At 46.6% G+C, this 26,559-nt stretch carries 24 protein-coding genes and 1 pseudogene; 17 read left to right on the top strand and 8 right to left on the bottom strand.

What is annotated here, in order from left to right; all coding sequences use genetic code 11:
* Positions 1–98: 98 nt before the first annotated feature.
* Positions 99–848 carry a DUF561 domain-containing protein gene (locus AC5JLB_RS27785; RefSeq protein WP_495877075.1) on the bottom strand — a complete coding sequence of 250 codons (750 nt, stop codon included), beginning with the start codon at positions 846–848 and terminating at the stop codon, positions 99–101.
* Between the two features lie 767 nt (positions 849–1,615).
* Between AC5JLB_RS27785 and AC5JLB_RS27780 the strand changes: the two genes are divergently transcribed.
* From AC5JLB_RS27780 to AC5JLB_RS27740, 9 genes are all read left to right on the top strand, one after another.
* Positions 1,616–4,843 carry an ABC transporter transmembrane domain-containing protein gene (locus AC5JLB_RS27780; RefSeq protein WP_495877074.1) on the top strand — a complete coding sequence of 1,076 codons (3,228 nt, stop codon included), beginning with the start codon at positions 1,616–1,618 and terminating at the stop codon, positions 4,841–4,843.
* A gap of 566 nt (positions 4,844–5,409) precedes the next feature.
* Positions 5,410–6,771, top strand: a complete 1,362-nt coding sequence (locus AC5JLB_RS27775; RefSeq protein ID WP_495877073.1) for a beta-barrel domain-containing protein — start codon at positions 5,410–5,412, stop codon at positions 6,769–6,771.
* A gap of 39 nt (positions 6,772–6,810) precedes the next feature.
* Entirely contained in the window at positions 6,811–7,290 is a 480-nt protein-coding gene (locus tag AC5JLB_RS27770; RefSeq protein WP_495877072.1) for a HetP family heterocyst commitment protein, read from the top strand.
* 327 nt (positions 7,291–7,617) lie between these two features.
* The gene (locus AC5JLB_RS27765) at positions 7,618–7,953 is read left to right on the top strand and encodes a hypothetical protein (RefSeq protein WP_495877071.1); all 336 of its coding nucleotides are present in this window, start codon (positions 7,618–7,620) and stop codon (positions 7,951–7,953) included.
* Between the two features lie 302 nt (positions 7,954–8,255).
* Positions 8,256–8,558 (top strand): hypothetical protein, encoded by a 303-nt coding sequence (locus tag AC5JLB_RS27760; RefSeq protein ID WP_495877070.1) that lies wholly within the window; start codon positions 8,256–8,258, stop codon positions 8,556–8,558.
* 494 nt (positions 8,559–9,052) lie between these two features.
* Complete coding sequence (locus AC5JLB_RS27755; RefSeq protein ID WP_495877069.1) at positions 9,053–9,370, top strand: hypothetical protein; 318 nt, start codon at positions 9,053–9,055, stop codon at positions 9,368–9,370.
* 293 nt (positions 9,371–9,663) lie between these two features.
* Complete coding sequence (locus tag AC5JLB_RS27750) at positions 9,664–10,419, top strand: peptidylprolyl isomerase (protein ID WP_495877068.1); 756 nt, start codon at positions 9,664–9,666, stop codon at positions 10,417–10,419.
* 23 nt (positions 10,420–10,442) lie between these two features.
* Positions 10,443–10,631, top strand: a complete 189-nt coding sequence (locus AC5JLB_RS27745; RefSeq protein ID WP_495877067.1) for a hypothetical protein — start codon at positions 10,443–10,445, stop codon at positions 10,629–10,631.
* 82 nt (positions 10,632–10,713) lie between these two features.
* Positions 10,714–11,292 (top strand): Uma2 family endonuclease, encoded by a 579-nt coding sequence (locus tag AC5JLB_RS27740; protein WP_495877066.1) that lies wholly within the window; start codon positions 10,714–10,716, stop codon positions 11,290–11,292.
* 184 nt (positions 11,293–11,476) lie between these two features.
* Here the strand turns inward: AC5JLB_RS27740 and AC5JLB_RS27735 are convergent, their stop codons facing one another.
* The 3 genes from AC5JLB_RS27735 to AC5JLB_RS27725 form a co-directional block, all read right to left on the bottom strand.
* Positions 11,477–12,793: a YcjF family protein gene (locus AC5JLB_RS27735; protein ID WP_495877065.1), complete on the bottom strand. Its 1,317-nt coding sequence runs from the start codon at positions 12,791–12,793 to the stop codon at positions 11,477–11,479.
* 103 nt (positions 12,794–12,896) lie between these two features.
* Positions 12,897–13,202 carry a DUF2973 domain-containing protein gene (locus AC5JLB_RS27730; RefSeq protein WP_495877064.1) on the bottom strand — a complete coding sequence of 102 codons (306 nt, stop codon included), beginning with the start codon at positions 13,200–13,202 and terminating at the stop codon, positions 12,897–12,899.
* Positions 13,203–13,401: 199 nt separating this feature from the next.
* Complete coding sequence (locus tag AC5JLB_RS27725; RefSeq protein ID WP_495877063.1) at positions 13,402–13,719, bottom strand: DUF2605 domain-containing protein; 318 nt, start codon at positions 13,717–13,719, stop codon at positions 13,402–13,404.
* 219 nt (positions 13,720–13,938) lie between these two features.
* On the opposite strand from AC5JLB_RS27725, the gene thrS reads away from it, so the two are divergent.
* From thrS to menH, 3 genes are all read left to right on the top strand, one after another.
* Positions 13,939–15,747, top strand: coding sequence for a threonine--tRNA ligase (thrS, locus tag AC5JLB_RS27720; RefSeq protein WP_495877062.1), 1,809 nt, complete (start codon positions 13,939–13,941; stop codon positions 15,745–15,747).
* A gap of 161 nt (positions 15,748–15,908) precedes the next feature.
* A complete protein-coding gene (locus AC5JLB_RS27715) occupies positions 15,909–16,313 on the top strand; it encodes a hypothetical protein (RefSeq protein ID WP_495877061.1) in 405 nt (134 codons plus the stop codon).
* A 35-nt stretch (positions 16,314–16,348) separates the two neighbouring features.
* A complete protein-coding gene (menH, locus tag AC5JLB_RS27710) occupies positions 16,349–17,137 on the top strand; it encodes a 2-succinyl-6-hydroxy-2,4-cyclohexadiene-1-carboxylate synthase (RefSeq protein WP_495877060.1) in 789 nt (262 codons plus the stop codon).
* 164 nt (positions 17,138–17,301) lie between these two features.
* Here the strand turns inward: menH and AC5JLB_RS27705 are convergent, their stop codons facing one another.
* Entirely contained in the window at positions 17,302–18,783 is a 1,482-nt protein-coding gene (locus AC5JLB_RS27705; RefSeq protein ID WP_495877059.1) for a serine/threonine protein kinase, read from the bottom strand.
* Positions 18,784–19,081: 298 nt separating this feature from the next.
* On the opposite strand from AC5JLB_RS27705, the gene AC5JLB_RS27700 reads away from it, so the two are divergent.
* The gene (locus AC5JLB_RS27700; RefSeq protein ID WP_495877058.1) at positions 19,082–20,455 is read left to right on the top strand and encodes a cytochrome P450; all 1,374 of its coding nucleotides are present in this window, start codon (positions 19,082–19,084) and stop codon (positions 20,453–20,455) included.
* Between the two features lie 205 nt (positions 20,456–20,660).
* On the opposite strand, the gene AC5JLB_RS27695 is transcribed toward AC5JLB_RS27700, so the two are convergent.
* The 3 genes from AC5JLB_RS27695 to AC5JLB_RS27685 form a co-directional block, all read right to left on the bottom strand.
* Complete coding sequence (locus AC5JLB_RS27695; protein WP_495877057.1) at positions 20,661–21,662, bottom strand: zinc-dependent alcohol dehydrogenase family protein; 1,002 nt, start codon at positions 21,660–21,662, stop codon at positions 20,661–20,663.
* A 494-nt stretch (positions 21,663–22,156) separates the two neighbouring features.
* Complete coding sequence (locus AC5JLB_RS27690; protein WP_495877056.1) at positions 22,157–22,549, bottom strand: type II toxin-antitoxin system VapC family toxin; 393 nt, start codon at positions 22,547–22,549, stop codon at positions 22,157–22,159.
* 1 nt (position 22,550) lies between these two features.
* Positions 22,551–22,811: a DUF2281 domain-containing protein gene (locus tag AC5JLB_RS27685; RefSeq protein WP_495877055.1), complete on the bottom strand. Its 261-nt coding sequence runs from the start codon at positions 22,809–22,811 to the stop codon at positions 22,551–22,553.
* A 230-nt stretch (positions 22,812–23,041) separates the two neighbouring features.
* On the opposite strand from AC5JLB_RS27685, the pseudogene AC5JLB_RS27680 reads away from it, so the two are divergent.
* The 4 genes and pseudogenes from AC5JLB_RS27680 to AC5JLB_RS27665 all read left to right on the top strand — a co-directional run.
* Positions 23,042–23,614: pseudogene (locus AC5JLB_RS27680) on the top strand (ABC transporter ATP-binding protein); the annotation flags it as partial.
* Positions 23,612–24,271, top strand: a complete 660-nt coding sequence (locus AC5JLB_RS27675) for an ABC transporter ATP-binding protein (protein ID WP_495877076.1) — start codon at positions 23,612–23,614, stop codon at positions 24,269–24,271. The pseudogene AC5JLB_RS27680 and the gene AC5JLB_RS27675, both read left to right, overlap by 3 nt.
* 31 nt (positions 24,272–24,302) lie before the next feature.
* Positions 24,303–25,040: a cytochrome c biogenesis protein CcdA gene (locus AC5JLB_RS27670; protein ID WP_495877054.1), complete on the top strand. Its 738-nt coding sequence runs from the start codon at positions 24,303–24,305 to the stop codon at positions 25,038–25,040.
* A gap of 14 nt (positions 25,041–25,054) precedes the next feature.
* Positions 25,055–26,425: a cytochrome c biogenesis protein gene (locus AC5JLB_RS27665; RefSeq protein ID WP_495877053.1), complete on the top strand. Its 1,371-nt coding sequence runs from the start codon at positions 25,055–25,057 to the stop codon at positions 26,423–26,425.
* The last annotated feature ends 134 nt before the right edge of the window (positions 26,426–26,559 follow it).

Here is a 26,559-nt window from a genome sequence, read left to right as displayed (position 1 = left end):
GATTTGATCTGTTCTAAACTACAATCAAAAAACCGTAACGCCTTCAAAAGCATTACGGTTTTTTGATTGGACCATTCTTTGATCAAGCTATGGATTGACTAAACCAGCGATCGCGTGCGGCTAACCGTTGACAACGATTCAACTAACGCTCGAACTGCCGCAATCATTGCTATTTCACTATCGAGCTTATTGATAGCGGTTCCAACCCCAATACCCGATGCGCCTGCTGCGATCGCAAGAGGAGCCGTCACGCTTGATAGCCCCGATGCACACAACACGGGCACACTCACGGCACGCGAAATCTCATAGGCCGCCGCTAAGGTCGGAGCCGCTTTCTCGATTAAACCAAGCGAACCTGAATGAGCCGGATTAGAGGACGTACCCCCTTCAGTTTGAATGATGTCTGCGCCTGCGGCCACCAATTCTTCTGCCAAGTGAACTTGCTGATCGATCAGCAAAATGTGAGGAACCGTTACAGATAGCATGACGTGGGGCAGCCGCTCACGCGTGGCACGAGTCAAGGCTAAAACTTCTGCGGCTTCAAACCGGATGCCCTGCGCATAAAAGCTATCGAAGTTGCCAATCTCAATGAGATCTGCACCCGCATCGACGGCTGTCACAAATAACTCAGGTTCAACCGCCGAAACGCAGATCGGCAATGCGGTGAGTTTCTTTGCCATCCTTACTAAATCAGGGCTTGCAGCAATATCGATAAAAGTTGCACCGCCGACATCAGCAGATTTAACAACGGCAGCCACGCGATCGCGATCAAAATTATTTAAACCGCTAATAATCTTGAGGGCACGTCCCTGTTCTAAAGCACTCTGTAGCGTAGGGAGAATTGTCATGATGGTCAACTCACAAAACAAGTACAGATCATCATACATAAAGTAATTCGCTAGGACTTGCCCGACAACATATTCTTCAAAAGTCATATGACTATATATAGATTAATGCTTCTCTGAAGATATATTTAGACCCTTGACAGGACTGAACCCCAGCGATTAGTCTTGCAGTAGATCTAGCGTGATCTTGAGAACTATTGCTTTTACCCGTTTCTAGTTACGATTAGCGCTCCAGTTAGTTTGATGAGCCCGATTTTCACGCTAAATCTTGACTTTGTCAAAGCAACGTTATCCAAATTTATAAGCGTTATCACGATAGCAAGTCTAATAAATCGTGAAACGATAAGTTTTGATGTAATCAGCATCTTTGGATTGCTTACAGATACTCAGTAGCATCGATAAAGATTACTCCATAGGAGGCAAGCTAATTACTCGCACTACAAAAAATGAATGCAGCCAAAAAATTAACGGCGATGTGAAGCAAGGCGTTCATTCTAAAGTTGCGCGTGGGTAACTGAATCCAGTTGAAAGAGCGAAACTTCATCTGCATCAGCGGCATGTCTATCAATGATTGCTGAATTATCACTTTGGCAATTTAGCAGATCTTTGCAAGCGAATAAAATTTATGAGTCTAATCCGGTGGGATTGCCTATAAAGAGGCTGAGGATGCCTTGCGGTTTTTACAGGGCTACGCTCTGTGCTAATCGCGTTAAGGCTACTCCCTCTTCAGACTCCCTATTAATCTGAATTTAACCTTCTGGAAGGATGTGATGAGCAAGAATTCTGGATCTAAAGTGGAGCAATCTTCTAAGGCTCCTCTATCTATCTCTACGAAAGACCTCGCTGTCCTCAAACTCCTGTCGGTAACAGAAATATCTGAAACGTCAGTACTAGCCCTCAGTCAGCTACTGAGCGTGACCCAGTTTCAGCTAGGTGACTCGTTGCTTAATTATAGGTTATCAGATGCTTCAGATACTTCTGTTCAGAGTAAACAAATTGAGTCCCTTTATGTAGTTTTCCAGGGTCGGGTGCGTATCCTTTGTGACGATCCGATTCGACAGCGTCAAATCTCGGCAATGGTGCTAGAGGAAGGAGAGACCTTTGGAGGTGATTCTCAGTTTTGCAACGCGCCATTAAGCTATGAAGCTATTGGTGCTAGTGGAGGTCAAGTTGCCCACCTTTCTCTGGCTCAATTAGAGCCTTGGTTTGAGCGATTTCCGCCACTGCGAGAGGTGATTAAACAGCAGGCCATTCAGCGGGAACGCCTGGTTTTTCTAAGAGCCTATCTTGCTGGAAGCGTCGGCGGTGTAGCAACAGAATTGCTAACGAGCTATCAAATTCAGCAGTGGTTGCCTTACATAGAAGAGATCCAAGTTTCTGCTGGCACACTGTTGTCTGAGGTAGACGCTTGTCAATCTGGTTATTTTTGGTTGCGCCAGGGTGAGGTAGAGGATGTTAACAGCTTATCTGAGTCAATCGGTATGGGCGCAAGTTGGAGCCGTCTCCAAGATACATCAACCGATTGGAGAGCAAAGACAGATCTGCTGATTTACAAAGTTTCGATCGAGTATTGGAAAACTGCGATCGCGCCTGTTTTAGCAGCAGCGACCAACGGGTCAGAAAGTACTCGCACAACGTCAGCAGGCCCTGCAACGAATAGATCTTTGCAGCCCAAGGCAGCAGATACTTCACCCAAGGCAGACCGCTCTAAGCCCCGTTTAGTTCCACCTGTAGGAGCCAAGCCATCGAGCGAGTCAGTCCGTTCCTCCCAGCAAGACAGATCTTCGCGAAGCGAAGGCACGATCGTGCCGTTTCCCAAACCGACAAAACGGCGTCGCTGGCAACCCAGGCTCTTGTATGGCTATCCGTTCATTCAGCAACAAAGTTCATCAGATTGCGGCGTTGCTTGTTTAAGCATGATTGGCCAGTTTTGGGGAAAGCGATTTGGGATTAACCTTCTGCGAGATTTGGCCAAGGTAGGGCGATCGGGAGCTTCCCTCAAGAACTTGGCAGTAGCCGCAGAGAGCGTAGGCTTTCAGGCACGACCCGTGCGAGCGAGTCTCAGTCGCTTAGAGGAACAGGGAAACCCTTGGATTGCCCATTGGCAGGGCGATCACTACGTAGTCGTCTATCGGATCAAGGGCGATCGAGTGCTAGTTGCCGATCCCGCTCGCGGAAAACGTAAGTTGACGCGCCAAGAGTTTTTGAATAGCTGGACAGGGTACGCCTTGCTTCTAGATCCTACCTCTCAACTCAGGAAGGCAAAAACAGAAAAGCGGGATCTTGGACGCTTTTGGGGAGTGTTGTGGTCTTACCGCTCTGTGCTTTGGCAAATTATCTTTTTGTCTTTGTTAGTGCAGGTATTTGGTCTCATCACTCCTCTATTTACACAAGTGATTCTAGATCGAGTCGTCACCCAAAAAAGTTTGGCGACTCTTCACGTGTTCTCGATAGGGTTGATTCTGTTTGGTATTTGGCGCGTTGGATTGGTTGCCGTTCGTCAGTATCTACTAGATTACTTTTCCAACCGAATTGATCTCACGTTAATTAGCGCTTTTATTAGTCACACGTTAGCATTGCCGTTGAAATTTTTTGAAGCTCGTCAAGTGGGTGACATCATTACGCGCGTGCAAGAGAATCGCAAAATTCAGATGTTTCTCATGCGTCAAGCGATTTCTACTTGGTTAGATGCGTCAATGGCGATCGTCTACCTCGGATTGATGTTGTACTACAACTGGCGGCTCACTCTGCTAGTACTCGCTTTAATTCCACCGATCGCACTCCTCACGCTTGGGGCAACCCCATTTCTGAGACAAATCTCACGAGAAGTCTTTAATGCAACTGCCGAACAGAACTCTTTGATGGTTGAAATGCTGACAGGCGTTGCCACAGTGAAATCGGTCGCGGCTGAACGCGAAGTTCGTTGGCGCTGGGAAGACAGCCTGACAACGACACTCAACGTTCAATTTAAGGGACAAAAGTTTGCCAACAATCTACAAGTTGTGGGAGGAACAATCAATTCCTTGGGTAGCACGGCGCTCCTATGGTACGGAGCAACATTAGTGATTCAAGGCGAACTCACAATTGGGCAATTTGTAGCGTTCAACATGCTAGTCGGCAATGTCCTTGGCCCAGTTCTGGCCCTAGTTGGCTTGTGGGACGAGTTCCAGGAGGTCTTAATCTCGGTAGAACGCCTGAATGATGTGTTTGCAACAGAACCAGAAGAAGCTCCTGGACAACCGATGTTTGTCTTGCCCTCTATCCAGGGAGAGATGCAGTTTAGTAATGTGACCTTTAGCTACGACACGGCAGAAGAACACAATACTCTGCAAAATCTCTCTTTCACTGTCCAAGCGGGACAAACGATCGCGATCGTTGGGCGGAGTGGCTCTGGAAAAAGTACGCTTGTGAAGCTGTTGCAAGGGCTATATCACCCTACGAGTGGTCGAATTTTGGTGGATGGGCACGACATTAAACATGTTTCTCCACAATCTTTGCGATCGCAAATGGGTGTTGTGCCGCAGGAGTGCTTCTTGTTCTCTGGCACGATTTTGGAAAACATTCAGCTTTACCGTCCAGAGTTCACGCTAAATGAAGTTGTGGATGTTGCCAAACTGGCAGAAGCTCATACATTTATTCAGGATTTGCCGTTGGGCTACAACACCAAAGTAGGGGAACGTGGCGCAAATTTATCGGGTGGGCAACGGCAACGAATTGCGATCGCGCGTGCTCTACTGGGCAGCCCAGCCTTACTGATTCTCGACGAAGCTACAAGCTCTCTAGATACAGAGTCAGAGCGTCGATTTCAACAAAATTTGGCGCGGATTAGTCGCGGACGCACCATTTTTATCATTGCTCACCGTTTATCGACGGTGAGAAACGCCGATCGGATCTTGGTTCTCGATCGCGGGGTTCTTGTTGAACAAGGAACTCACGATGAGCTAATTGCACTCCAAGGACTTTACTATCACCTTGCTCAACAGCAACTTGATCTTTAGTACTAGTTCCCGTGTCTGAACGGCAGCAAGATTTAGGGTAAATTGCCGACAACCTTAGAACAAAGTGCTTCCTCAGTTAACAGGACTGACGAAAAAACTGGCAGTGGATTTGACAACTGATGTAGTAGATGCCTTCAACATCCGCTGCCAATCCGTCAGTTCTGTTTGATTTACACCTTCAATGCTTTGAACAGCGCTAGGAAAGTACTGTGAATACAAAAAACATTCAGTGAAATCTATAGTCAAATGCAAGATTTATTGATTGCTAACTCTATGTTTATAGAAACGGCAATTGCAACATGGATTCACAAGCAAGTTAAATCAATAATTTGGTGTAAGGTTGGCTTAGAGATTAAAAATTCTAACAAATGCAGCACATAGAATGACATTATTAGCAGTGTCGTTATAATGAACGCAATACAAGTTTTCAAAAGTTAAATAGCTGTTAGTTCTAACACGTTGCCATGAGATCTCTAATGCTATGGTTAACGCTATAGAAATTCCCCTCCAAAGTCGAATTGTTCCCTCTGATACAAGTCTGTAAATTCTGAACGCTTGAGGCATTTATGTTCAATACTGCCCCTCAAAGCCGACGTTCCCAGTCCCCCGATCGTCAGCTACAGACAGCCATTCCAGCTAATTCAATAGACAATACTGCTTCATTAAATTGGTCTATTCCGGTACGCACCCTGCTTGACCAGCCTCCTTCGGTGCTTCCTTTTCGGCTAGCAGTAGGAGGAGTTGCCTTTTTAGTTTGCTTTGCGACTTGGGCTTGGTTTGGGCAACTCAATGAAGTCGCTTACGGCCAAGGGAAACTGATTCCTAAAGGCAATGTTTACAAAGTGAATCCCCTAGAGACGGGCAAAGTGGCTCGTGTTTTGGTCAAAGAAGGAGATGTGGTCAAGGCAGGACAAGTCTTGGTCGAATTCGATACAGAACTAGCAACCCGTGAAGTAGAGCGTTTAGAAAAAGATTTGTCAGCAGCTCAAACTGAATTAGGCCAAATGCATAATTTGCTGATGCAGAGCCAACTACAGGATCGCACGCATGTAGCTGTCATTCAGGCAGCCACGCAAGCGCAAGAGGTAGAAGTTGCCCAAGCACAGGGCGATATCAGCACAACGCGGCAGTTGCTTGAGCAGTTACAGGTAGATGCCTCTGCCCAAGAAGAGCGTCTGAGCCGATTACAACCGTTAGTAGTAGCGGGAGCCATCTCACAAGAGCAAATCTTTCAGATAGAGCAACAGTTGCGGACTCATCAGCGCACGATTACCGAACACGAAGGAACTCTCCAGCGGCTGATTGGGGAAGCCCAGCGATCGCAAGTTGGGCTGAAACAAAAGCAAACGGAAGAGAAGGAATTTCAGCAGGAGGCAAAACAGCGATCGCAGCAGCAGGACATCAAAATTGCTCAACTGCAAGCGAAGATTAGCCAGCTAGAAACCTTAATCAAAGCGGCAAACACCAAATTAAAACAACAGTTTCTGTATTCCCCTGCGGATGGAATGATTTCCACCCTCAATATTCATAATTCGGGAGAAGTCGTACAGATAGGACAACCGATCGCTGAAATTGCTCCTAGCGGCAAACCGCTGGTCGTATCGGCCATGCTGCCCAGCCAGGAAGCAGGCTTTGTCAAGGCTGGAATGCCAGTGCAAGTGAAGCTTGACGCCTACCCATACCAAGATTACGGCGTCATTGCGGGTAAGGTGATGACCATCTCTCCAGACGCCCAAGCCAACGAGCAGCTTGGGCAAGTCTACCGAGTTGAGGTGGAGTTAGACCGCACCTACGTTACAAAAGAGCATCAAAAAGTTTTGTTTAAGTCAGGGCAAACGGCAACCACTGAAATCGTCACACGCCGCCGTCGAATTTTAGATCTTCTGACGGAGCCGTTTAAGAAACTACAAGGCGATGTCAACTTGTAATTTTTTTGTGTAGCTCTCTTTAATAAAAAGGAGAAAGGGATGAATCCCTCAAATTATTACGCTCAAAACTCCAATAGCAAAACCGATAAAGCAATGACTCCTGAGCAGTTTACTCAGGTCGTTGATGCCATTCTTGAGGGGAAGTACTCTTGGGCATGTATCCTGATTTTGCGGTTCGCAGGTTACAATCCTTGTCACTACATTCCTCGCCGAACCTACAATCGGTTAGTCAAAGAAAATCTTCAGGAGATTCGGGCTAAAGACCAACATCAAACAGATGCCGCAAAATCTCTGCGATCTCATCTTCATCAGACGCCTGATTTAGCTTACTTAGAAGTGTTAGATAAACAAAAGACGGAAATTCGGGGTGGTCACTTTGAATGGTGGACAAATACCGATGCTCCGAAGTATGGCTCCGTTCTGAATTGCGCTCAGGCACTCGAACGGTTTGGTGATTACGAAGCGCGACCGTCTATTAACTCACAAGGCATTTATGAACCGCTAGAAATGCCAAGATGAGGTTAAGCTAAGAAAAAATTAGATGGTTAACTGCTTGTAACTAGCGCAAAGCAAGGCTCCAAAGAATTAGCTCTGCCAAACTTGTGAGGAGCACTTTTTAATTTGCTATAAATTTCGCCGAGGCGCAAATAATTGCGCCTTTTTTTATGGAAATTTCTCTTAGAACCGAGCCAAAATGACCCCACACTTTCGACTGTTCTCGTTATATGTAGGAATGTAGGATAGTTACTTAAGATGACAGAAATAGAGCGTTTATTCTCTAACTGCTCTATTCACAGGACTCGACTAAATTGATACGAAGCATCACCAATTTAGAGGACTGACTTCATGTTTATCACTGATTTAGACCATTTAGTTTATTCCCCTGGCGACGAGAGTATTGTAGGCAGTAGCTTAACTTCAAACTCTCTTTTTTTGGATCTTAATAACCAACAGCTTATCTTGAGGTTAGGCGAAACAGAACTCTTTCAAACAACCCTTCCTCAATCCCCTTCTGGTATTCAGCTATCTTATGAGGAAGCGCCAGGTTTTGCGGTTTCGATTAATAGCAGCAATGAAAATGGTAGCTTTACAACCTCATCAACTGTGGTCAGAATGGCCACTCATAGCAGCGGCTTAACGCCTACCTCATTCTGGGGCTTGCTTTTCAATTCCTTTAGATAACTTGCCCATAAAGCTGATGTTACCTACTCAATGCTGAGCCTTTACAAGCTTTCAATTTGCTTTAAAGCAATCAAAATAAAACAACTTTTCAAGTGCCAGAGAATATAAGAATTTGGCACTTGTTTTGCTGAAATAAAGGAAACTTCTAGACTGCTAAAAACTGAGATTACTAGAACCAAATTCTCAAAATAAATTCGAGAATGAGCCAAAATGACCCCACGCATAACAACAAAAAACCTATCTTATAAATATCAACTCAAGCAGAGTTGAAACAGAAAAAACAATTTTCTAGGAGCAATCTGATGATTATCTCTGATCTAAACTATCTACAATCTGCTGAAGAGACCAATGTTCTAGGTGGTTACTTTTTTGGTGAAAGCTCGAACACTGTCATCAAAGAATATTTGGAACTCAACAAGAAATTGACATCCAAGGTTGATATCAAAGGTAATTTTGCTGGGGCTGAAGCTGACGCCACAGCACTGGGTAAAAATTCATCCTCTCAAGCAGTTTCTTACACTTTTACTAAGGAAGGATTCGGTTCTGAGTCTAAAGCAACCTCTGTTTCTGGTTCACAAGGCTCTTACTTCAACTGGTCTCACTAATTTTGCTTTCATTAACCAGATTGGCTGATAAAAGCAATTTTCGGAGTTGACAAAAGAAGTTGGCGAGCATCTGCAATCTTTGCGATGCTCACCGGCTTTCTTTTCACAGAAAAACCATCAAAACTTCGCGATTACAAACAGGTTATAGAATATCAATGAAATAAGATTCAACGCAACTCTGAATCTTTTATTTTTGACTTGTCTTATACTGAGGTGCGGAGTTTTTTCTTAAGAAAATCTTTGAAAAGCTGATTTCACTGCTTCAATTTGCCTTGGACTGAATTAGATTGAAGATTCCTTAGCTGATACAGTTGCATAACCCAGTTAACGAGTTCTTCACGCTCAGCTCGTGGCTAAAGGTTCTGTGTAGTAGCCTTCAATTTAAGATAAGGCAGAACTGAAGTAAAGGAATTATAGGCTCCTCAGACATTTTCTCAGGAAGAAAGTGCAGGTTTTATCTTAGAAATGTGTGAGAGTCTTGGAGTGACAATGTAATGATATCTATCGAAGATCTAGACTTTATTAACCCCCAGGCATCTACATCTACTGCTCTTTTAGGAGGCATTAACACTGAAGTAAATGCTAGTGTATTTACCGGATATAACTTTGCTGCTGGAAACGTGTCTAGCTACGCTTTTGGGCAGCAAACTTTGACTTTTGCTGGCGTTTCAACAAAAATTACCAATACCTCTTTCTCAAGCAATAGCTCTGTTGAGGCAGACGGCACAGCAGTTGCAAAAAGTGAAACGCAATATTCTAGAACAAGCATTAAAATAAGTTCTTCTTCGACATACATCGATTATTCCAATTAAAACTTTTTCATAATTCTACTTTCGGTCAAGTGGTTGGCATTTTAACTCTACCTAAATAGGCTCTGGAGTTATTATTTAATTGCCACTGTTTACGTAATTTTCTCAATCTATCAACTGAGGCTGAAACTCAAATTACAGAAATCTAGAAGGCTCAAACATGCATCTACTTATAGTTGTCGATTGGTTCTAAAACGCGGTGAGTAGCATTACGCGAGAATGGGTGACTATACGACAACAATGGTCAGTTCTTCCCTACCATACAGCTAATGATATTTACTCAGCTTGACAACAACATGGCTCCCTCATCAAATTCGCCGGTTCAGCCAGCTTTAAGTTCATCTATTCAGCCGGACGAGATTATTGGTTTTCTGAAAAAAAACTTACTGCTTAAGGATATTCGACAGAAAATTTTATGTCAGAGAATTATTGATCAAGCGGCGCGATCGCGCGAAATTACGATCGCACCCGAAGAAATCCAGGTTGAGGCTGATCGTCTACGCCGCGAGTTTCGTCTAGAGCGGGCAGCAGAAACCTTAGCATGGCTTACAGAACAGCAGATAACAGTAGAGGATTGGGAAGCCGGAATCCGCGATCGTCTGCTCTCTGAGAAGCTCAAACAAGAGCTTTTTGGTCATCAAGTCGAAAGTTTTTTTGCCCAAAGCCGTCTGGATTTTGAGCAAGTGTTGCTCTATCAAATTATTGTTCCTTACGAGAAGACGGCTCGCGAGATCTTCTACCAGATTGAGGAGCGAGAAATCAGTTTCTACGAAGCGGCTCATGTTTATGATATTAATGAACAACGCCGACATCAATGTGGTTATGAAGGAGTAGTATATCGTTCGAGGTTGAAGCCAACTTTAGCAGCCGTCATCTTTGGTGCAACTGCGGGAGTAACAATTCCGCCTGTTCAAACGGAGAACGGCTTTCATCTACTGTTGGCCGAAGAGTTTATTCCGGCCCAATTAACGCCAGAAGTCAGACAGCATATCTTAAACCGCTTGTTTCAAGAATGGTTGTTGGGCGAATTGAACTATTTACTTCATCAATAAGACATTAGACATTAAGGAGCGTAATGATGAACCATTCTAAAACTTTGATTCAATACGTTGTCTCTGCTGATGGTAAAACGGTTGCAGAAGCAAAGAGTTCTGTGATTGTGAATGGAAAAGAAAACACAACTTATCAATCGACTAAAGCTAAAGTTCATCAGGACGGAAGCTCTAGTAGTTCATCGTCTAGCGCGTCGTCTAGCAGTTCATAATTGAACTCTTGGCAGTGACAGTAAAACGACTCAAGATGTACCTAGACGATGCTAAGCTACGCATAGTGAGCAGGAAACGACCATGACCGCTCTAATCCTTAGTCTTAGTCCTACGCTTGAGCTAACCGACGAGCAATTCTTTGAGCTTTGCCAAAACAACCGAGATTTACGCCTAGAGCGAACTGCTAATGGAGAACTGATCATCATGCCCCCTACTGGCTGGCAATCGGGAAACCGCAATTCTAAGCTCACAGCGCGTCTGGAGGTTTGGTCAGAAAGGGACGGAACAGGACTCACATTCGATTCTTCAACGGGCTTTACGTTGCCAAAGGGGGCAAATCGTTCTCCTGATGTTGCTTGGGTCAGGCACGATCGCTTAAAAGCTCTTAATCCTGATCCAAATAGATTTCTTCCACTGGCTCCTGATTTTGTGGTTGAGTTGCGATCTGCTACCGATGCGTTAGAGCGACTGCAACAGAAGATGCAAGAGTATATTGATTGCGGCGTTCGCTTAGGCTGGCTAATTGATCCGCAAAATCAGCGTGTTAAGATTTATCGACTAGGACAACCCGTTGAAGTGCTCCAGTCTCCAAGAAGTTTATCTGGAGAAGACATATTGCCAGGCTTTCTGTTAGACCTAAATCAAATATTGTTTAGTTGATACTATTGCTCTTCAGTGTTTCAATTAATTCTAATTGGGTTTCCGCTGATGGAAAATATTGGAGATACCTTTCACGAGAACACGGAGGTAGATTCGATTCGTACCCCATATTTGATGACTATGGTGATGAGTCAAGCCCATAGCTTTTAATTTGAATTGGATAAGATTTTTAACTTTAGTTTTCCTATTTAGACTTGTTCTTAAAGCGCTCTTTCGCGATCGCAAAGGATTCTCGCATCGCGGCTTGAATTCGTTTTGGGTCGGGCTTCTTTCCGCCCATCAAGTCGCCAAAGTAAACACAAGCCCCTTCACCTAGCGCCCATGTGTACGCGCTCGCCCACGATGCCGCAATCACACTGCCAAAACCGGGAATAAACTTGACCAACTCTCGCCCGATCGTTTGCGCCAGAAATCCGCCTGCGATCGCGCTCACCACCCCGCCCGCCTGCGAAGGGTTGAGCGTTTGCCCATACAACTGTCCCAGTGCCCCTACCATCGACACTTGCAGAGCCGTCAACACAGGCATCGTTGCAAGTGGAAGTGGAATTGCCGCCAGTGCCCCCGCCATTACCGAAAATGGCAAAATGTAGCGCCGCCCGGCTTCTCGGTAAATATTGCCGATCTCTTGTCCGGCTTCTCGCTCTTCTAGAAGTTCCCCGATCGTTCGCGCTTCGGCTTCAGGAAGCAGGTCTGACAACGCATCAACTAACGCTTCCAAACCATAAAAGGTGGAATTAAATTCGTCTTCTTCGAGGGTAAAATCGATCAGAACAGCGCGATCGAACAAGTTCTTAAAGCTGCGTTGAATCTCAGCGAAGGCGCGATCAACATCCTCGAAACTGGGTGGATAGGGAGGATGATCGGTAACGCTAGACGGGTAGAGTTCATGCAAACATGTGACCGCTAGTAGGCAAGGCACTTCAGGATGCTGCTGTCGAATTTGGTTGGCAATCTGTTGCAGAGTGTCCGTCGCAAAGTCATTGATTTTGACGGTCAAAATCAAAACGTTCGCCCGTTTTTCGGCCTTCTCTTCTTCAAGCTCTCCTGTCAGTTCTCGAATCACATCCGAAGTTTCTTGCCTTCCGTCGCCCAATCCAACCGTGTCCGTAAAGATGATTAGTGGCAACTCGGCTGTCGGATAGCTGTATTGCTGAGTGTGTTGGGTGTGAGGACGAAAACCCTGACCGACAATACCTGATGACACTCCCGTTAGCCCTCTTACGATCGAGCTTTTGCCTGCCTGTGGTTTTCCAATCAAAAGCGCTTCTGTCGTTGGCAATTCCGCTCGAACTTTCTCTAGAATTTCGGCAACTTCCGCCTCATCGACCTTGAACCACCCTGTCACCCACTGAGCCGTCTGCTCAACAGGTAAAAACTTACTTGGTAAAAACCCAGTGGCATTCGACCATCCGCTAGACAATCCGCCACCGATCGCCGCTTGAGCTTTACTCAACCAATTCTGCGATTCCTTATCAGAGGGCTTTTCAGGAGGATGAGCCATAGTTTGATCCTCGTTCAATCTCAGACAGCGAAAAACAGGAAAAACCAAGGCGCGGTCTTTCCTCTTCCGAATGTATCGCAATTTGATGTATCGCGATTCAAGGCTATGCGTCTTCCCGAGAGGTGTCTCCACCCGGAGAAGAGTTGTACAGCGCATCCAATTGCTCACGCGCATCTTCTACCGTCATCGACTTCATCACCAAAAGCGGCTCGTTCACCACTCTGCCTTCAGAGTCCAGCAACTCAGGATGAGGGACAGAACGCGCCGTTGACGCCCGACCGTATGGCCCGCCACCGGAAGGATACTGCCGAGATTCACTGCCTAACGTTATCAAATTGCGGATCAAATTGCTCATCGCCAAGAAGGCAAGAGTTGTAAAAGCCAGAATGTAAAGCAGGTGGAGTAACATAGCGCCTCTCGCCAAACGACATTGATCAAATGGGGGACTTAAAAATGTAGTGAATCTAACAAATTTTTTGCTAAATCCAATCTAGTAATTATGAGAAAAAATTTTCCCTGTTGTCTAACAGTTTCTCAGATTTTTCCTGATTCTTCCATCCATTCTCAGAGAGAGTTTGTGACTACGCTACTAAGATGATTCTTGATCTCTACCGGGATTTCTCAGACCGCAGGCGCATACTAACTTGCCAGCACTCAGAGACGAGTTGATGCCAGGTCATCAAAATTGGCGTATCAACTCCGGCTTGTCCGTTTGTCGCTTTGAGGAGAGCCTGCGCAGTGAGGACTTCTTGATAGGCGTAGTTGACCCGCTGCAAGAGATCCGCTTGCTGTTCTTCAGTTAGAAATGCGATCGCTTGAGATTCGAGCAAGGTGCGCGATCGCGTAAACCAATACTGAAAATCTTCCAAAAGGGGTTCCAGAACGGTCTTAAGCAAATTGGACTCGGAGAAGTTGGAGTTAAACATCTAAAAATGTTGAATTTTATGTTGTCAGAAAACCCTAATAGTCGTTACATTTCGTAATCTCTTCTCATTCTATCTGAAATTGCCAGAAATAAGCAGGAAATCTCTTAGCTCGATAAGATAGATGAACGGTAAAGTCCATCATGCGTAGAGATGATTTTTTGTCTCTATCGTCATCGGTGTTTATCCTGTCCTGACCTTTATGTTTTAGCGATTGAGTTCATGGTTGCCGAATCCCCCGAAAAAATCCATCTGCCCAAGACCAGCGAATCGGAATCACTGCAAAAAATTCGTCACACAGCATCGCATGTGATGGCAATGGCAGTGCAAAAGCTATTTCCCAAAGCGCAGGTGACGATCGGACCGTGGATCGAAAATGGCTTCTACTACGATTTTGATAGCCCTGAGCCGTTCACCGAAAAAGATCTCAAGGCAATTAAAAAAGAGATGGCGAAGATTATCCGCCGTCAATTGCCGGTCATTCGCGAAGAAGTCAGCCGCGAAGAGGCAGAACAGCGGATCAAGGCGATCGCAGAGCCGTACAAGCTAGAAGTTTTAAACGACATTAAAGAAGAGCCAATTACGATTTACCACTTGGGCGATCAGTGGTGGGATTTGTGCGCGGGTCCGCACGTTGAGAATACCTCTCAGTTGAACCCCGATGCGATCGCGCTTGAATCGGTGGCGGGTGCCTACTGGCGGGGTGACGAAACCAAGGCGCAACTCCAGCGCATCTATGGCACAGCGTGGGAATCGCCCGAACAGTTAGCCGAATATCAGCGCCGTAAAGAGGAAGCGATCCGACGCGATCACCGTAAATTGGGCAAAGAATTAGGGCTGTTTGTCTTTTCGGATTTGGTGGGTCCTGGTTTGCCGATGTGGACGCCCAAAGGAACGGTGCTGCGATCAACGCTGGAAAACTTTCTGCAAAAACAACAGCTTAAGCGCGGCTATCTTCCTGTGGTAACGCCTCACATTTCCAGAGTTGATCTATTTAAGGTCTCTGGGCATTGGCAGAAATATCACGAAGACATGTTTCCAATGATGGCGGAGACCCAAGACGCCAAAGATCACGAGCAAGGCTTTGTGCTCAAGCCGATGAACTGCCCGTTTCACATCCAGATTTATAAGAGCGAACTGCGATCGTATCGAGAACTGCCGATGCGCTTAGCCGAATTTGGCACGGTCTATCGCTATGAGCAATCGGGTGAACTGGGCGGATTAACGCGAGTGCGCGGTTTTACTCAAGATGACGCTCATCTATTTGTCACGCCTGAGCAACTCGATGATGAATTCCTCAAAGTGGTGGATCTGATCCAAAACGTGTTTCAAGCTCTACAACTCAAGAGCTTTAAGGCTCGCTTGAGTTTCCGTGACCCCAGTTCTGATAAATACATCGGTGGCGATGAGGCTTGGAACAAAGCAGAAAGCGCGATTCGTCGCGCGGTCGAAACGTTGGGGATGGATCACGTTGAAGGGGTTGGTGAAGCCGCGTTTTACGGTCCTAAATTGGATTTCATGGTGCAAGATGCGCTCGATCGCGAGTGGCAGCTTGGCACAGTGCAGGTCGATTACAACCTTCCCGAACGCTTTGACCTGGAATATGTTGCGGATGACGGCACCCGCAAACGCCCAGTGATGATTCATCGTGCGCCCTTTGGATCTCTAGAGCGGCTCATCGGAATTTTGATCGAAGAATATGCAGGGGATTTTCCGGTGTGGTTAGCACCTCTGCAAGTGCGTCTCTTGGCGGTGGGTGATGAGTTTCTGCCTTTTGCAAAACAAGTTGTAGAGCAAATGCAAGCGATCGGCATTCGGGCTGAGGTCGATTTGAGCGGCGATCGCTTAGGCAAACTGATTCGCAACGCTGAGAAAGACAAGATCCCAGTCATGGGTGTTGTTGGTGCAAAGGAAGTGGAATCAAACTCACTAAGCATTCGGACTCGTGCTTCGGGTGAATTGGGCGCACTTCCACTCGCTGAAGTGTTGGAGCGACTAAAGCAAGCGAACGAAACCCACGGTAATTTCTAGAAGTGGTTATCGTCAGGTATTTAATGGCTTCCAAAATTTGGAAGCCATTTTTCAAAGTGGGATCATTTTTAGAAGAACCACACCACTACCTCAATTTTCAATCCATGATTCAAGAATTATGAGAAGGTAGACAAAGGTGCATCCTTTTGAGTGATCTGTTCATGACTCCAGAACCTATGCGTTTGCCAAAGCTACCAAAACCGTTAAGCGCACTATTGACGGTTGTGCTGCCGATCGCTGCGATCGTAGCAATTGACTTGATTCCCTACTTTCAATATAAATATGCTCGCGGGCAAATGTTGTCTGAAGTCAACAAAGGCATGAATCTAGATGATGCTATGTTTTTGCTGAAACGAAAAGGCTTTCAGGTGGGCGAAAAATATACACCTCCTGGAATGAAGAACATTTACTTTGCAGACGTGACGTTAGTGAATCACATCCCTATCACCATCACCCTCCTAAACACCTTTGGAGTGGGAACTGGATTCTATCAAACCGAAGCGCTAGAGGCAGGGGCTGATAACAAAATTCGGCAAGTGGTGGGAGTGAACGATTTTGACTCCTAGCGATTTGCATTACTACTACGTCTAGGCACATCATTTTGTCTGACTATCACTACACAATAGATAACGACAGAACCTTGCCAATTGTTCTGTTTTTGCATGGGTTTCTCGGCAGCAGCGAGGATTTTGATTCGGTTGTTGCATTGTTGCCGCATCATTGCTGCTTGAGAATCGACTTGCCGGGACATGGCAATACTCAGGTGACAGGCGGAGAAGATGCCTATGCGATCGCACCGACCGCAATCGCGATCGTGGATCTTCTCGATCATCTCAACATTCCTCAAGCCTATCTAGTGGGCTACTCAATGGGCGGACGGTTAGCACTTTATCTCGCGTTGCATTACTGCGATCGCTTTCCCAAAGTGCTACTCGAATCGGCTTCTCCTGGTTTAAAGACAGAAGCAGAACGAGTCGCAAGACGTGACCATGACTTCCAATTAGCAAAACGATTAGAATCTGATTTTCCTAAATTTCTCGCCGACTGGTACAATCAACCGCTATTTCAGTCGTTAAAGCACCATCCCGACTTCGAGAACATGGTGCAGAAACGATTAAAGAACAATCCGATGGAACTTGCAAAATCGCTACGAGCAATGAGTACAGGAATGCAGCCGAGTTTGTGGAAAAAACTAAAGTACTATCAGAACCCACTGTTGTTGGTTGTTGGAGAGCGCGATCGTAAGTTCATTACGATTAACCAAGAAATGGTATTGGCAGATATTGCAATTCCTTCATTACGCTCAATGCAGATTGCGCCCAACGCTGGACATAATATTCACCTTGAAAACCCTGAATTTATAGCGTCCTGCATCCATCATTTCTTCTAATTCTAAGTTCCAACATTGTCCCTCCTGCACGGTTCAAATGCTGAAACAAAGACTGGTGGCCGCCAACGAGAGGTGAGTTGTTACTGAGGATTAATAACGCGATCTTCTCCTCTAACAAGAGAACCGTGTAACGAAGTAAGTCTAATCAGCTACTCCACATAAGGTTATCTTTGAATTCCTTTTTCCCCTTTCGTCTGCTCTTGACCTTGCTGATTAGATTTGTTTTCGCGTTTCTCGTCGCGTTGTTCCTCTTTAGCGCCCTTCTTATCATCCTGTTCGGGTGGCGGTAGCGGATCGGTAGGTTGCGGTTTAGGGGGTTGCGGTTCAGTACTCGGAACAGGCGAGGCCGAGACGGATGGAGTAGGCTCTGAAGAAGAGGGTGACGCAGCAGGAGATTCTGGAGGAGGTTCTGGATCGGGTGCCGGAGTAGACGCAGGTGTTGTAGGAAGAGGCTCAGGATCGGGTTCAGGGATGGGAGCAGAGAAGGCGGGTGTCGGCTCCGGACTAGATGCGGGTGTTTCGGTCGGTCGTGTCGGTGACACAGGCGATTCAACCACGGGTGAGGGAGTCACCGAAGGCGAGGGAGGACTGAACTGGGATGGCCTTAATAGCAAAACGCTTGCTCCGAGCGCTGCAACACCGACACTAGCGCCGAGTAGCCAAGGTTGCCACTTTCGGGGTCTAGGTTCAGACAGGGGATCTAGGGATCGGGGAGCTACAGTTTCGGTGAGTTGCGGCGATCGCGCGATCGGAATGGTGGCAACATGGCTCATTGGCTGAACAACGCTTTGAACAGGTACCGAAGTGCTTCTCTCAAGGTTTGCCGTGTGAATTGCTGCATCGGGCAGCAAAGAGAGCCATTCGGTTACACTAGCAGGCCGATAATGGGGTTCCATTGCCATGCCGCGCAAAATCGCTTGGTTTATGGCAACGCTTAAATCGGGTCGTAGATCTCGTGGTTCTGAAAGCGCTTGTCGATCGCGCAGCACCGATGCGATCGGCACCTGCGCCGTCACCAGCGTATATAACGTTGCCGCGAGTCCATACACATCCGTAGCGGCAGTGCGTTTTGCTTGAGGTAAATATTGTTCGATTGGAGCATATCCTTCAGAAATCATGCTCGTGTGAATTTGGGTCACACCGGGAGAAAATTCTCGTGCCGTGCCAAAGTCAATCAATACTACTTGTTCAGAGCCTTGGCGCAGAATGAGATTTTGCGGTTTCACATCTCGATGCAGCAGTCCGAGGTGATGCACGGCGTTTAGTGCAGCCCCGACCTGTCGGACGAACGCGATCGCTGTCGTTTCGGGCAAAGGACCATTGGTAGCCACGACTTGCGCTAAGGTCGAACCTGGAATATAGTCCATCACCATGTAAGAGATTCCGTCTTCGATGAAGAAATCACTCACGCGCACAATACTGGAATGCACACACAGCGCTAACCGTTTCGCTTCATCCTGAAACTGTCGTTGGAAGTCTACAAAATTCGCATCTTGACGCAGGGTGTCATTCACCGTCTTAATCACGACGATCTGATCTAACCAATGGTGAGTGGCTTTATAGGTGATGCCAAAGCCGCCGCGTCCGAGTTCCTCGTCGAGGGTATACTTGCCGTTTTGCAGAGTTTTGCCAACAAAGGGAGCCATAGACGATCGCTCAGGGTAGGTCTGAATTGACCGTTCTAGTTTAAGCTGTCTCGATGTGCTTGTGGACTGTCCAACGATGGATCGTCAGTAGCCATCAAATTTGTTTGTAACTATGCGAACATGCTTTGCGGACAATGACCTTGGCTCATTGAGTGACTGATTTTTTTGTCCATTGCGAGGATTGGAGCTTGGCAAAGTTAACAAAGTTAATCGTAGCTATCATGATTTCGGTGAACCATCAACCCTTTTCCCCTAAGGTAAAGTTGAGAAAGAGTTAGTTATAGCTAGGGGGAATGTTATGTCAACTCAACTACCAAATTGCATCCCCGGTTCTCCTTGGTTGCAACTGAGGCATTGGATTGCCGATCCGATCCAATTTCAGGAGAAATACAGCCAACGCTATGGAGACATCTTTACCATGCAGCTGGCCGGACTGGGATGTTGTGTGGTGATTGGTAATCCACAAGTGATTCAGGAGATTTTTAACCGAGATTCCAAACAGTTTGATGTGGGACGCGCAAATGCCTTGGCAGAACCGCTAGTTGGGCGCAATTCTATCATGCTGCTGGACGGCGATCGACATCGACGAGAACGCAAATTATTAATGCCTCCGTTTCATGGAGAAAGGCTACACACTTACGCCCAGCAAATTTGCCTGATTGCGGATCAAGTCGCTAGTCAGTGGCAAGTCGGTCAAACCTTTGTCGCTCGGACTACGATGCAGAAGGTTAGCCTTGAAGTGATTTTGCAAGTTGTTTTTGGTTTAAGCGATGGAGAACGCTATCAACAACTGAAGCCCCTACTCACCGATTGGCTCGATATGACCGATTCTCCGCTGCGCTCAAGCATTTTGTTTTTGCGGTTCTTACAGCGCGATTGGGGAGCCTGGACACCGTGGGGACAGATGAAACGGCGACAGCGTCAGGTTCATGATCTGCTGCAAGCAGAAATCGAGGAGCGACGACAGACGGGTGATCAGGGACGCACCGATGTCTTGAGCTTGATGATGGCAGCACGAGATGAAGCCGGACAAGCAATGACCGACGAGGAATTAAGAGATGAACTCCTCTCACTTTTGTTTGCTGGACACGAAACTACAGCTACAACGTTAGCCTGGGCACTGTATCAGATCCACCGATTGCCCGATGTGCGGGAAAAACTGGTGCAGGAACTAGATAGCTTAGGGGAACATTCAGCCCCTATGAAGATTGCTCAACTTCCGTATTTAACGGCAGTTTGTCAAGAAACGCTGCGGATGTATCCCGTCTTGCCAGTCCTGTTTCCACGCATCACTAAATCCGCTATGACGATCGCAGGATATCAGTTTGATGCTGAGACAACATTGATGCCAAGCATCTATATGGTACATAGGCGCGAAGACTTGTATCCAGAGGCGCACCACTTTAAGCCCGAACGCTTTCTGGAACGTCAGTACTCTCCTTCCGAATACTTTCCTTTCGGCGGTGGAAGTCGGCGCTGTCTAGGATATGCGATCGCTCAACTAGAGATGAAACTCGTCCTTGCAATGGTTTTATCAAAGTATGATCTTGCTTTGGTAGAAGATCAACCCGTTCAACTGCGCCGACGCGGGTTTACCCTTGCTCCGGCAGGCGGAGTGCGGATGATGATGACGGGGAAACGCTCAACACCGATTTGCTCAACATCTGTTTGATGGGCTGATTCTATTTAATGGACTGATTAATGGGCTGACCTGCCAGTGTTTGCAATATAGGCATGTATTTAGCGATCGCGTAATCCTTAAATTAAAACCCTCTGAATGAAGTTGCGATCGCTGATCTGGCTGCTGTAGCGGTAAAGCGATCGTGAACTCCGTTGATGATGAAGTAATCTACCAAGTCTGACCTAACAGCTATCTATCAGTGCTGAATCACAATTTTGCCGAAGTGAGCGCCGCTTTGCATATGACGGTAAGCAGCTTTAGCTTCGCTAAACGGAAAGACGCGATCGACAACGGGTTTGATCTGATGTAGCGCGATCGCGGCGTTCATTGCTTCAAACATGTCTCGACTACCCACATAAATTCCCTGCACATCAATACTCTTCATGAGAATTTGCGTGTGATTCACTTCACCCACGCCTGCTAAAATCCCGATCAGGCTGACTCGTCCGCCAACGCGCACTGATCGCAGCGATTTTTCCAACGTTCCAGATCCGCCCACTTCAATCACCTGATCAACGCCTTCTCGCTCGGTTAGTTCATAAACTTTTTTCTCCCAATCGGGATAGGTTTTGTAATTTACCGTTTCGTGTGCTCCCAAAGCTTTCGCGCGGTTTAATTTTTCATCGCTGCTAGAGGTAATGATGATTTTGGCTCCGAATACTTTGGCAAATTGCAGCGCAAAAATCGAGACGCCACCTGTTCCTAGCAGCAAAACTGTTTCACCTGCTGTTAAACATCCTCTTGTCAACGCGTGCCAAGCTGTTACAGCGGCACAAGGAAGCGTTGCTCCCTCTTCATAGGACAAATGATCGGGCAATTTGACGACGCTATCTTGATCTAACACGACATAGTCAGCCAGCATTCCATCGATCGCGCCGCCAAGAGCGGAGAGAGTGTTTTGGCGCGTTAATCGACCCGAAAACCAGGTTTGAAAGAAACAACCAGCCACGCGATCGCCTACCTTTACCCGCGTCACGCCTTCCCCAATTGCCACTACCTCTCCTGCTCCGTCTGATATTGGAATAAGAGGCAGCGTTTGTCCCGGATACAGACCTTGAACGACGACAGTATCTCGGTAGTTGAGGGAAGTGGCTCGAACGTTAATGAGAATTTGACCTACACCGGGCTGCGGATCGGGAAGTTCTGCGATCGTAAGGGCATCAATTCCTGACGCAGTTTGGATTTGATAAGCCTTCATAGTTTTGTTTCTGCAATTGACTGAATTTAGTTTAAAGCGCAATTAATTTGCAAGCTCTAAAGGATCGCAACTTGATTCTTAAGCTACTGAGGTTAAAGTGCTAAGAATTTCTGAAGTTAAATCCGCGATCGCTTTGTAAGTTCCGAAGAATCAGAAATTTGAATCGCAAAATTAATAAACGATGCGTAGATCACGAGCGTAGATCCCGCAATTGAACTCATTTGATCACTGAAAAACATGATTTTACTCCGCGATCACGGAGAGTTGATCTGTGAAAGAGGAGCTGCTAATGCAATCGCGCAGAAATTTAACTGTGATTAGGCAGTGCGATCGCCGTAAAACGCGATTTGTCTCAGTGCTTACGGAGATGCTGTCTAGCAGAATCTTGAACAGATGCTGTGATTAGCTCAAAGCAAACCTGCGAGAGGATTTCTAAATTGAAATCCATTGCGCTCGTAAGAATCTTTTCTGGTTTATCTTGCAAGTGCTAAAAATCAATACCAATCTTCGATCTTAAGTCGTGAAACTCTGGAGAACTCATCGACATTGCGAGTGACCAGCGTCGCCTGAAGTGCGATCGCTGTTCCAGCAATCAAAACATTGATTGAACCAATTGGAGTTCCTTGTTGCTCTAGCTCGGCGCGAATTGTAGCGGCAGTAAGAGCAGCATTCCGATCAAACGAAACCAAATGAACACGGCTCAAAAGTTGCTGAAGCTGTTGGGTACGCTTTACAGGCGAGGTAGATTTTGCAATGCCAACTTGCAGTTCAAAAAGAACGAGCGTCGGAATGCAAATTTCTTTGGAAGCAACGTTACCAAGGTTTTGAGTAACTTGTCCTTGACCTTTGAAGTAGTAAATTAAAGTATTTGTATCTAAAACGTACATTTTAGAGGCTCTCGCGCTGGATATCCTGCCCTATCTCCCTGCGAATCTCTTCTAAAGTGGGAAAGTCATCTGCCCAAGCTCCAGATAGGGAATGAACTAGTTCTGACCAAGGCATCGAAGCATCTGAAACATCTACTGCATTGGTTGATCGGTTTGCATTCAGGTGCTTAGCGCGAATAAACTTCGCAAATGTGAGAATTTCGTTGGCTTGCGCTGGGGGCAGAGTTTTGACAATCTCGTAAATCTGTTCAGGAATAGCCATGATCAAATTCTGAAGCAAAGTGCAGTTTGGATTTCATTTTAACGATCCTTCGGAGCTTGCAAAGCAATGTGCGACTAAAACTGATTACTATTGCTTCCTTTTCCATCCAAGAAATTTATAACGATGTCGAGCTTGTAGCATCTCCGACTGCAAACAATTCGTAACGACTTCCATTCCATCGAATTTCCGGTACGATAAACTGCATTTACACTGCGTCAACAGGTGCGATCGTGGCTCAAGTCGTTCTCGAAAATATCTATAAAACCTACCAAAAAGGCACAACCGAGCAGGACACTGCTGTATTGCGATCGATTAATTTGCTGATCGAAGACGGCGAATTTATGGTGCTGGTCGGCCCGTCAGGATGCGGTAAAAGTACGCTGCTGCGGCTAATTGCCGGACTCGAAGACATTACAGCAGGGTCAATTCGAGTCAGCGATCGCACCGTTAACGATCTGCCGCCCAAAGAACGAGACATCGCAATGGTGTTTCAAAATTATGCGCTCTATCCTCACATGAGCGTTTACGACAATCTCGCCTTTGGCTTGCGACGGACAAAACTTGACGGGCAAAAGTCGCGTTGGATCGATAACGTGCTGGTGGGATCGACTCGCAAACTCCCAACCAAATTGCGTTATGTCACAGATCGAGAACGCGCCGTTCAGGAACGGGTAAAACTCGTCGCACAAATGCTGCAAATTGAGCCACTGCTCAAGCGCTTGCCCAAACAGTTGTCGGGTGGACAAAAACAGCGCGTCGCGTTAGGTCGAGCAATGGCACGCAATCCGCAAGTATTCTTAATGGACGAACCGCTGTCCAATTTAGATGCAAAACTGCGGGCAGAAACTCGCGCTCAGATTGTTAAACTGCAACGCCAACTCGGTACAACAACCATTTATGTCACCCACGACCAAACCGAAGCCATGACCATGGGCGATCGCATTGCGGTCATGAACGCCGGACAAATTCAGCAACTCGCCACCCCGCTCGAACTGTATCACCGTCCAGCGAACCGCTTTGTTGCAGAATTTATTGGTTCACCGCCCATGAATTTTCTGCCGATGCAAGTTCGCGCTCCATTAACTCTGCATCATGCGCTCTTTCGCCTCACCTTGCCTGATTCTTGGAAAACCATACTGACACCGTATGACGGTCGCATGGTGACACTAGGAATTCGCCCTGAGCATCTGAGCGTGGGTGTTTCATCGGAACAGACCATTCCCGTTAAGGTTGATCTTGTAGAAGCGTTGGGAAGTGAGACTTATCTGGCGGTTAAGTTGAGAGATAATTCTGACCTAATGCAAGTGCGAATAGACCCCGATCGCAGAGTCAGAATTGGAGAAGAGCTATGGTTAGCGATCGCAGGGCGCAACGGAGAACCTGCGATCGACAATATTCACATCTTTGATTGCGATACGGGCGTCGCCCTCAGAGCCGATACATTAGCCGATAGAATATGAGTGACGCTTTAAATTGCGTAACACTTAATCCATGTTAGAAACCCTTCAAACATCGCTTTACGAATTGGCTCAGTTTGCCAATGGGCTTGTTTCAACTCAGCTAACTCATCTCACGCCTGTTAGCGCGGCGATTATCTTCGCGGCGGGGTTGCTCACCAGCTTGACTCCCTGCACATTGTCGATGTTGCCCATCACCATTGGCTATATCGGCGGATACGACACTGACAAACGTTGGCAAGGAGCGCTCCAATCGACCTGGTTTTCGCTTGGACTCGCAACCACACTGGCAGGATTAGGCATTGCAGCAACCTTGTTGGGGCAAGTGTACGGGCAGATCGGATTAGGACTGCCGATTGTAGTTAGCCTAGTCGCGATCGTCATGGGCTTAAATCTCATGGAAGCCCTCCCGTTTCCGCTGCCGTCATTTGATGGCATGAATTGGATTTCTAAAGACTTGCCGACGAGTGCGCGATCGTATTTCTTGGGCGTCACGTTCGGATTAGTGGCGTCTCCGTGTAGCACTCCTGTTTTAGCAACCATCCTCGCTTGGATTGGATCTACAAAAGATCCGGTTTTAGGCGGCACGCTGTTGCTTTGCTACACCGCAGGTTACGTTGCGCCCCTGATTCTTGCAGGAACGTTTACCGCGTCGATCAAGAAATTGCTAGAAGTGCGGCGTTGGTCAGCCTGGATTACGCCCACCAGTGGAGCGTTATTAGTCGGATTCGGCGTATTCTCGCTGCTGTCGAGATTTGGATTACTGAGTTAAGCCGTTTAAGAATTATGAATACTTGGATCACTGCGCCTAAGCGATATTTTAGAAAAGAAATTGTACCCGTTCTGGCAGATTTGCGCCTCGCGATCGCATTGCTGTTGGCGATCGCCATCTTCAGCATTGCTGGAACCGTAATCGAGCAAGGACAATCGCTGGCATTCTATCAATTCAATTATCCAGAACACCCGGCTCTGTTTGGCTTTCTCACCTGGAAAGTGTTGCTAACAGCAGGCTTGGATCATGTGTATCGAACTTGGTGGTATTTGGCAATCTTGATTCTGTTTGGCGCAAGTTTGACCGCCTGTACCTTTACTCGTCAGTTGCCTGCGTTGCGCTGGTTTTCGCGGACATGGAATTTCTACAGCCAGCCTCGCCAATTTCAAAAGTTTGCCCTGAGCGCAGAATTTAAGCAAGCCCCACTTCCAGACATTGCGCCTTTGCTAAAACAGCGTCGCTACAAAATCTTTCAAGAAGGCGAAAAACTCTACGCGCACAAAGGCATTATCGGCAGAATTGGTCCGATTGTCGTTCATGTGGGAATGCTGGTGATCTTGCTGGGTGGCGTGATCGGCGCGATGACCGGATTTATCGCTCAAGAAATTGTTCCAAGTGGAGCCACCTTTCAAATCAGAAATGTCACCGATGCTGGACCCTTTGCCAATCTTTCGGTGTTAAATGATTGGTCAGTGAAAGTCGATCAATTTTGGATTGACTATTTGCCATCTGGAGAAATCGATCAGTTCTATTCAACGCTGTCTGTGTTGAACAAAGACGGCAACAAAGTTGATCAGCAAACAATCCACGTTAATCAACCGCTTCGTTATAAAGGCGTCACACTCTATCAAGCGGATTGGGCGATCGCGGGTGTTCAGCTTAAATTAAACAACAGTCCCCTGTTGCAGTTGCCAATGGCAAAACTAGATGCGATCGGCGGCAGAATTTGGGGAACATTTTTGCCGCTCAAACCGGATCTCAGTGATGGTGTTTCTCTGGTGGCGAGAGACATGCAGGGGTTACTGCTCATTTACGACATGCAAGGCAAACTGATCTCTACTGTGCGTAAAGGCATGTCGGTTGAGATTCACGGAGTCAAGGTTGCGATCGCGGATATCATCGGCAGCACCGGACTGCAAATCAAAGCCGATCCCGGTATTCCTGTGGTGTACCTCGGCTTCGGCTTACTGATGCTTGGCGTCATGATGAGTTATGTATCTCACTCGCAAATTTGGGCATTGCAACAAGACGACACGCTGTATATCGGCGGCAGAACGAATCGCGCTCAAGTGACATTTGAACGAGAATTTCTCAGCATTTTGGATCAGTTAGATGGTCAGAAAGACTTGGTTCAATCATCAGAAGATCAGCTTGCAAATGTTTAGCGTATGACTAAGCTATCTTCTATTTTCGCTAGTAAAAAAGATTAAGTATCGCCCAAACTGATAATACTCGAACAACGAGAAATAAGATAGATATGAAAGCTTGAGTTAATCTAAGTTTTGGGAGAAATGATTCA

Source organism: Myxacorys chilensis, from assembly GCF_059505265.1.
Note: the sequence above shows the minus strand (reverse complement) of the source record. Positions and strands in the feature narration are given on the sequence as shown.

What these genes read in the sequence shown, in the direction of transcription:
- AC5JLB_RS27785 (WP_495877075.1), bottom strand. Translation starts at nt 848, where the DNA reads ATGACAATTCTCCCTACGCTACAGAGTGCTTTAGAACAGGGACGTGCC.
- AC5JLB_RS27780 (WP_495877074.1), top strand. Translation starts at nt 1,616, where the DNA reads ATGAGCAAGAATTCTGGATCTAAAGTGGAGCAATCTTCTAAGGCTCCT.
- AC5JLB_RS27775 (WP_495877073.1), top strand. Translation starts at nt 5,410, where the DNA reads ATGTTCAATACTGCCCCTCAAAGCCGACGTTCCCAGTCCCCCGATCGT.
- AC5JLB_RS27770 (WP_495877072.1), top strand. Translation starts at nt 6,811, where the DNA reads ATGAATCCCTCAAATTATTACGCTCAAAACTCCAATAGCAAAACCGAT.
- AC5JLB_RS27765 (WP_495877071.1), top strand. Translation starts at nt 7,618, where the DNA reads ATGTTTATCACTGATTTAGACCATTTAGTTTATTCCCCTGGCGACGAG.
- AC5JLB_RS27760 (WP_495877070.1), top strand. Translation starts at nt 8,256, where the DNA reads ATGATTATCTCTGATCTAAACTATCTACAATCTGCTGAAGAGACCAAT.
- AC5JLB_RS27755 (WP_495877069.1), top strand. Translation starts at nt 9,053, where the DNA reads ATGATATCTATCGAAGATCTAGACTTTATTAACCCCCAGGCATCTACA.
- AC5JLB_RS27750 (WP_495877068.1), top strand. Translation starts at nt 9,664, where the DNA reads ATGGCTCCCTCATCAAATTCGCCGGTTCAGCCAGCTTTAAGTTCATCT.
- AC5JLB_RS27745 (WP_495877067.1), top strand. Translation starts at nt 10,443, where the DNA reads ATGATGAACCATTCTAAAACTTTGATTCAATACGTTGTCTCTGCTGAT.
- AC5JLB_RS27740 (WP_495877066.1), top strand. Translation starts at nt 10,714, where the DNA reads ATGACCGCTCTAATCCTTAGTCTTAGTCCTACGCTTGAGCTAACCGAC.
- AC5JLB_RS27735 (WP_495877065.1), bottom strand. Translation starts at nt 12,793, where the DNA reads ATGGCTCATCCTCCTGAAAAGCCCTCTGATAAGGAATCGCAGAATTGG.
- AC5JLB_RS27730 (WP_495877064.1), bottom strand. Translation starts at nt 13,202, where the DNA reads ATGTTACTCCACCTGCTTTACATTCTGGCTTTTACAACTCTTGCCTTC.
- AC5JLB_RS27725 (WP_495877063.1), bottom strand. Translation starts at nt 13,719, where the DNA reads ATGTTTAACTCCAACTTCTCCGAGTCCAATTTGCTTAAGACCGTTCTG.
- thrS (WP_495877062.1), top strand. Translation starts at nt 13,939, where the DNA reads ATGGTTGCCGAATCCCCCGAAAAAATCCATCTGCCCAAGACCAGCGAA.
- AC5JLB_RS27715 (WP_495877061.1), top strand. Translation starts at nt 15,909, where the DNA reads ATGACTCCAGAACCTATGCGTTTGCCAAAGCTACCAAAACCGTTAAGC.
- AC5JLB_RS27705 (WP_495877059.1), bottom strand. Translation starts at nt 18,783, where the DNA reads ATGGCTCCCTTTGTTGGCAAAACTCTGCAAAACGGCAAGTATACCCTC.
- AC5JLB_RS27700 (WP_495877058.1), top strand. Translation starts at nt 19,082, where the DNA reads ATGTCAACTCAACTACCAAATTGCATCCCCGGTTCTCCTTGGTTGCAA.
- AC5JLB_RS27695 (WP_495877057.1), bottom strand. Translation starts at nt 21,662, where the DNA reads ATGAAGGCTTATCAAATCCAAACTGCGTCAGGAATTGATGCCCTTACG.
- AC5JLB_RS27690 (WP_495877056.1), bottom strand. Translation starts at nt 22,549, where the DNA reads ATGTACGTTTTAGATACAAATACTTTAATTTACTACTTCAAAGGTCAA.
- AC5JLB_RS27685 (WP_495877055.1), bottom strand. Translation starts at nt 22,811, where the DNA reads ATGGCTATTCCTGAACAGATTTACGAGATTGTCAAAACTCTGCCCCCA.
- AC5JLB_RS27675 (WP_495877076.1), top strand. Translation starts at nt 23,612, where the DNA reads ATGGACGAACCGCTGTCCAATTTAGATGCAAAACTGCGGGCAGAAACT.
- AC5JLB_RS27670 (WP_495877054.1), top strand. Translation starts at nt 24,303, where the DNA reads ATGTTAGAAACCCTTCAAACATCGCTTTACGAATTGGCTCAGTTTGCC.
- AC5JLB_RS27665 (WP_495877053.1), top strand. Translation starts at nt 25,055, where the DNA reads ATGAATACTTGGATCACTGCGCCTAAGCGATATTTTAGAAAAGAAATT.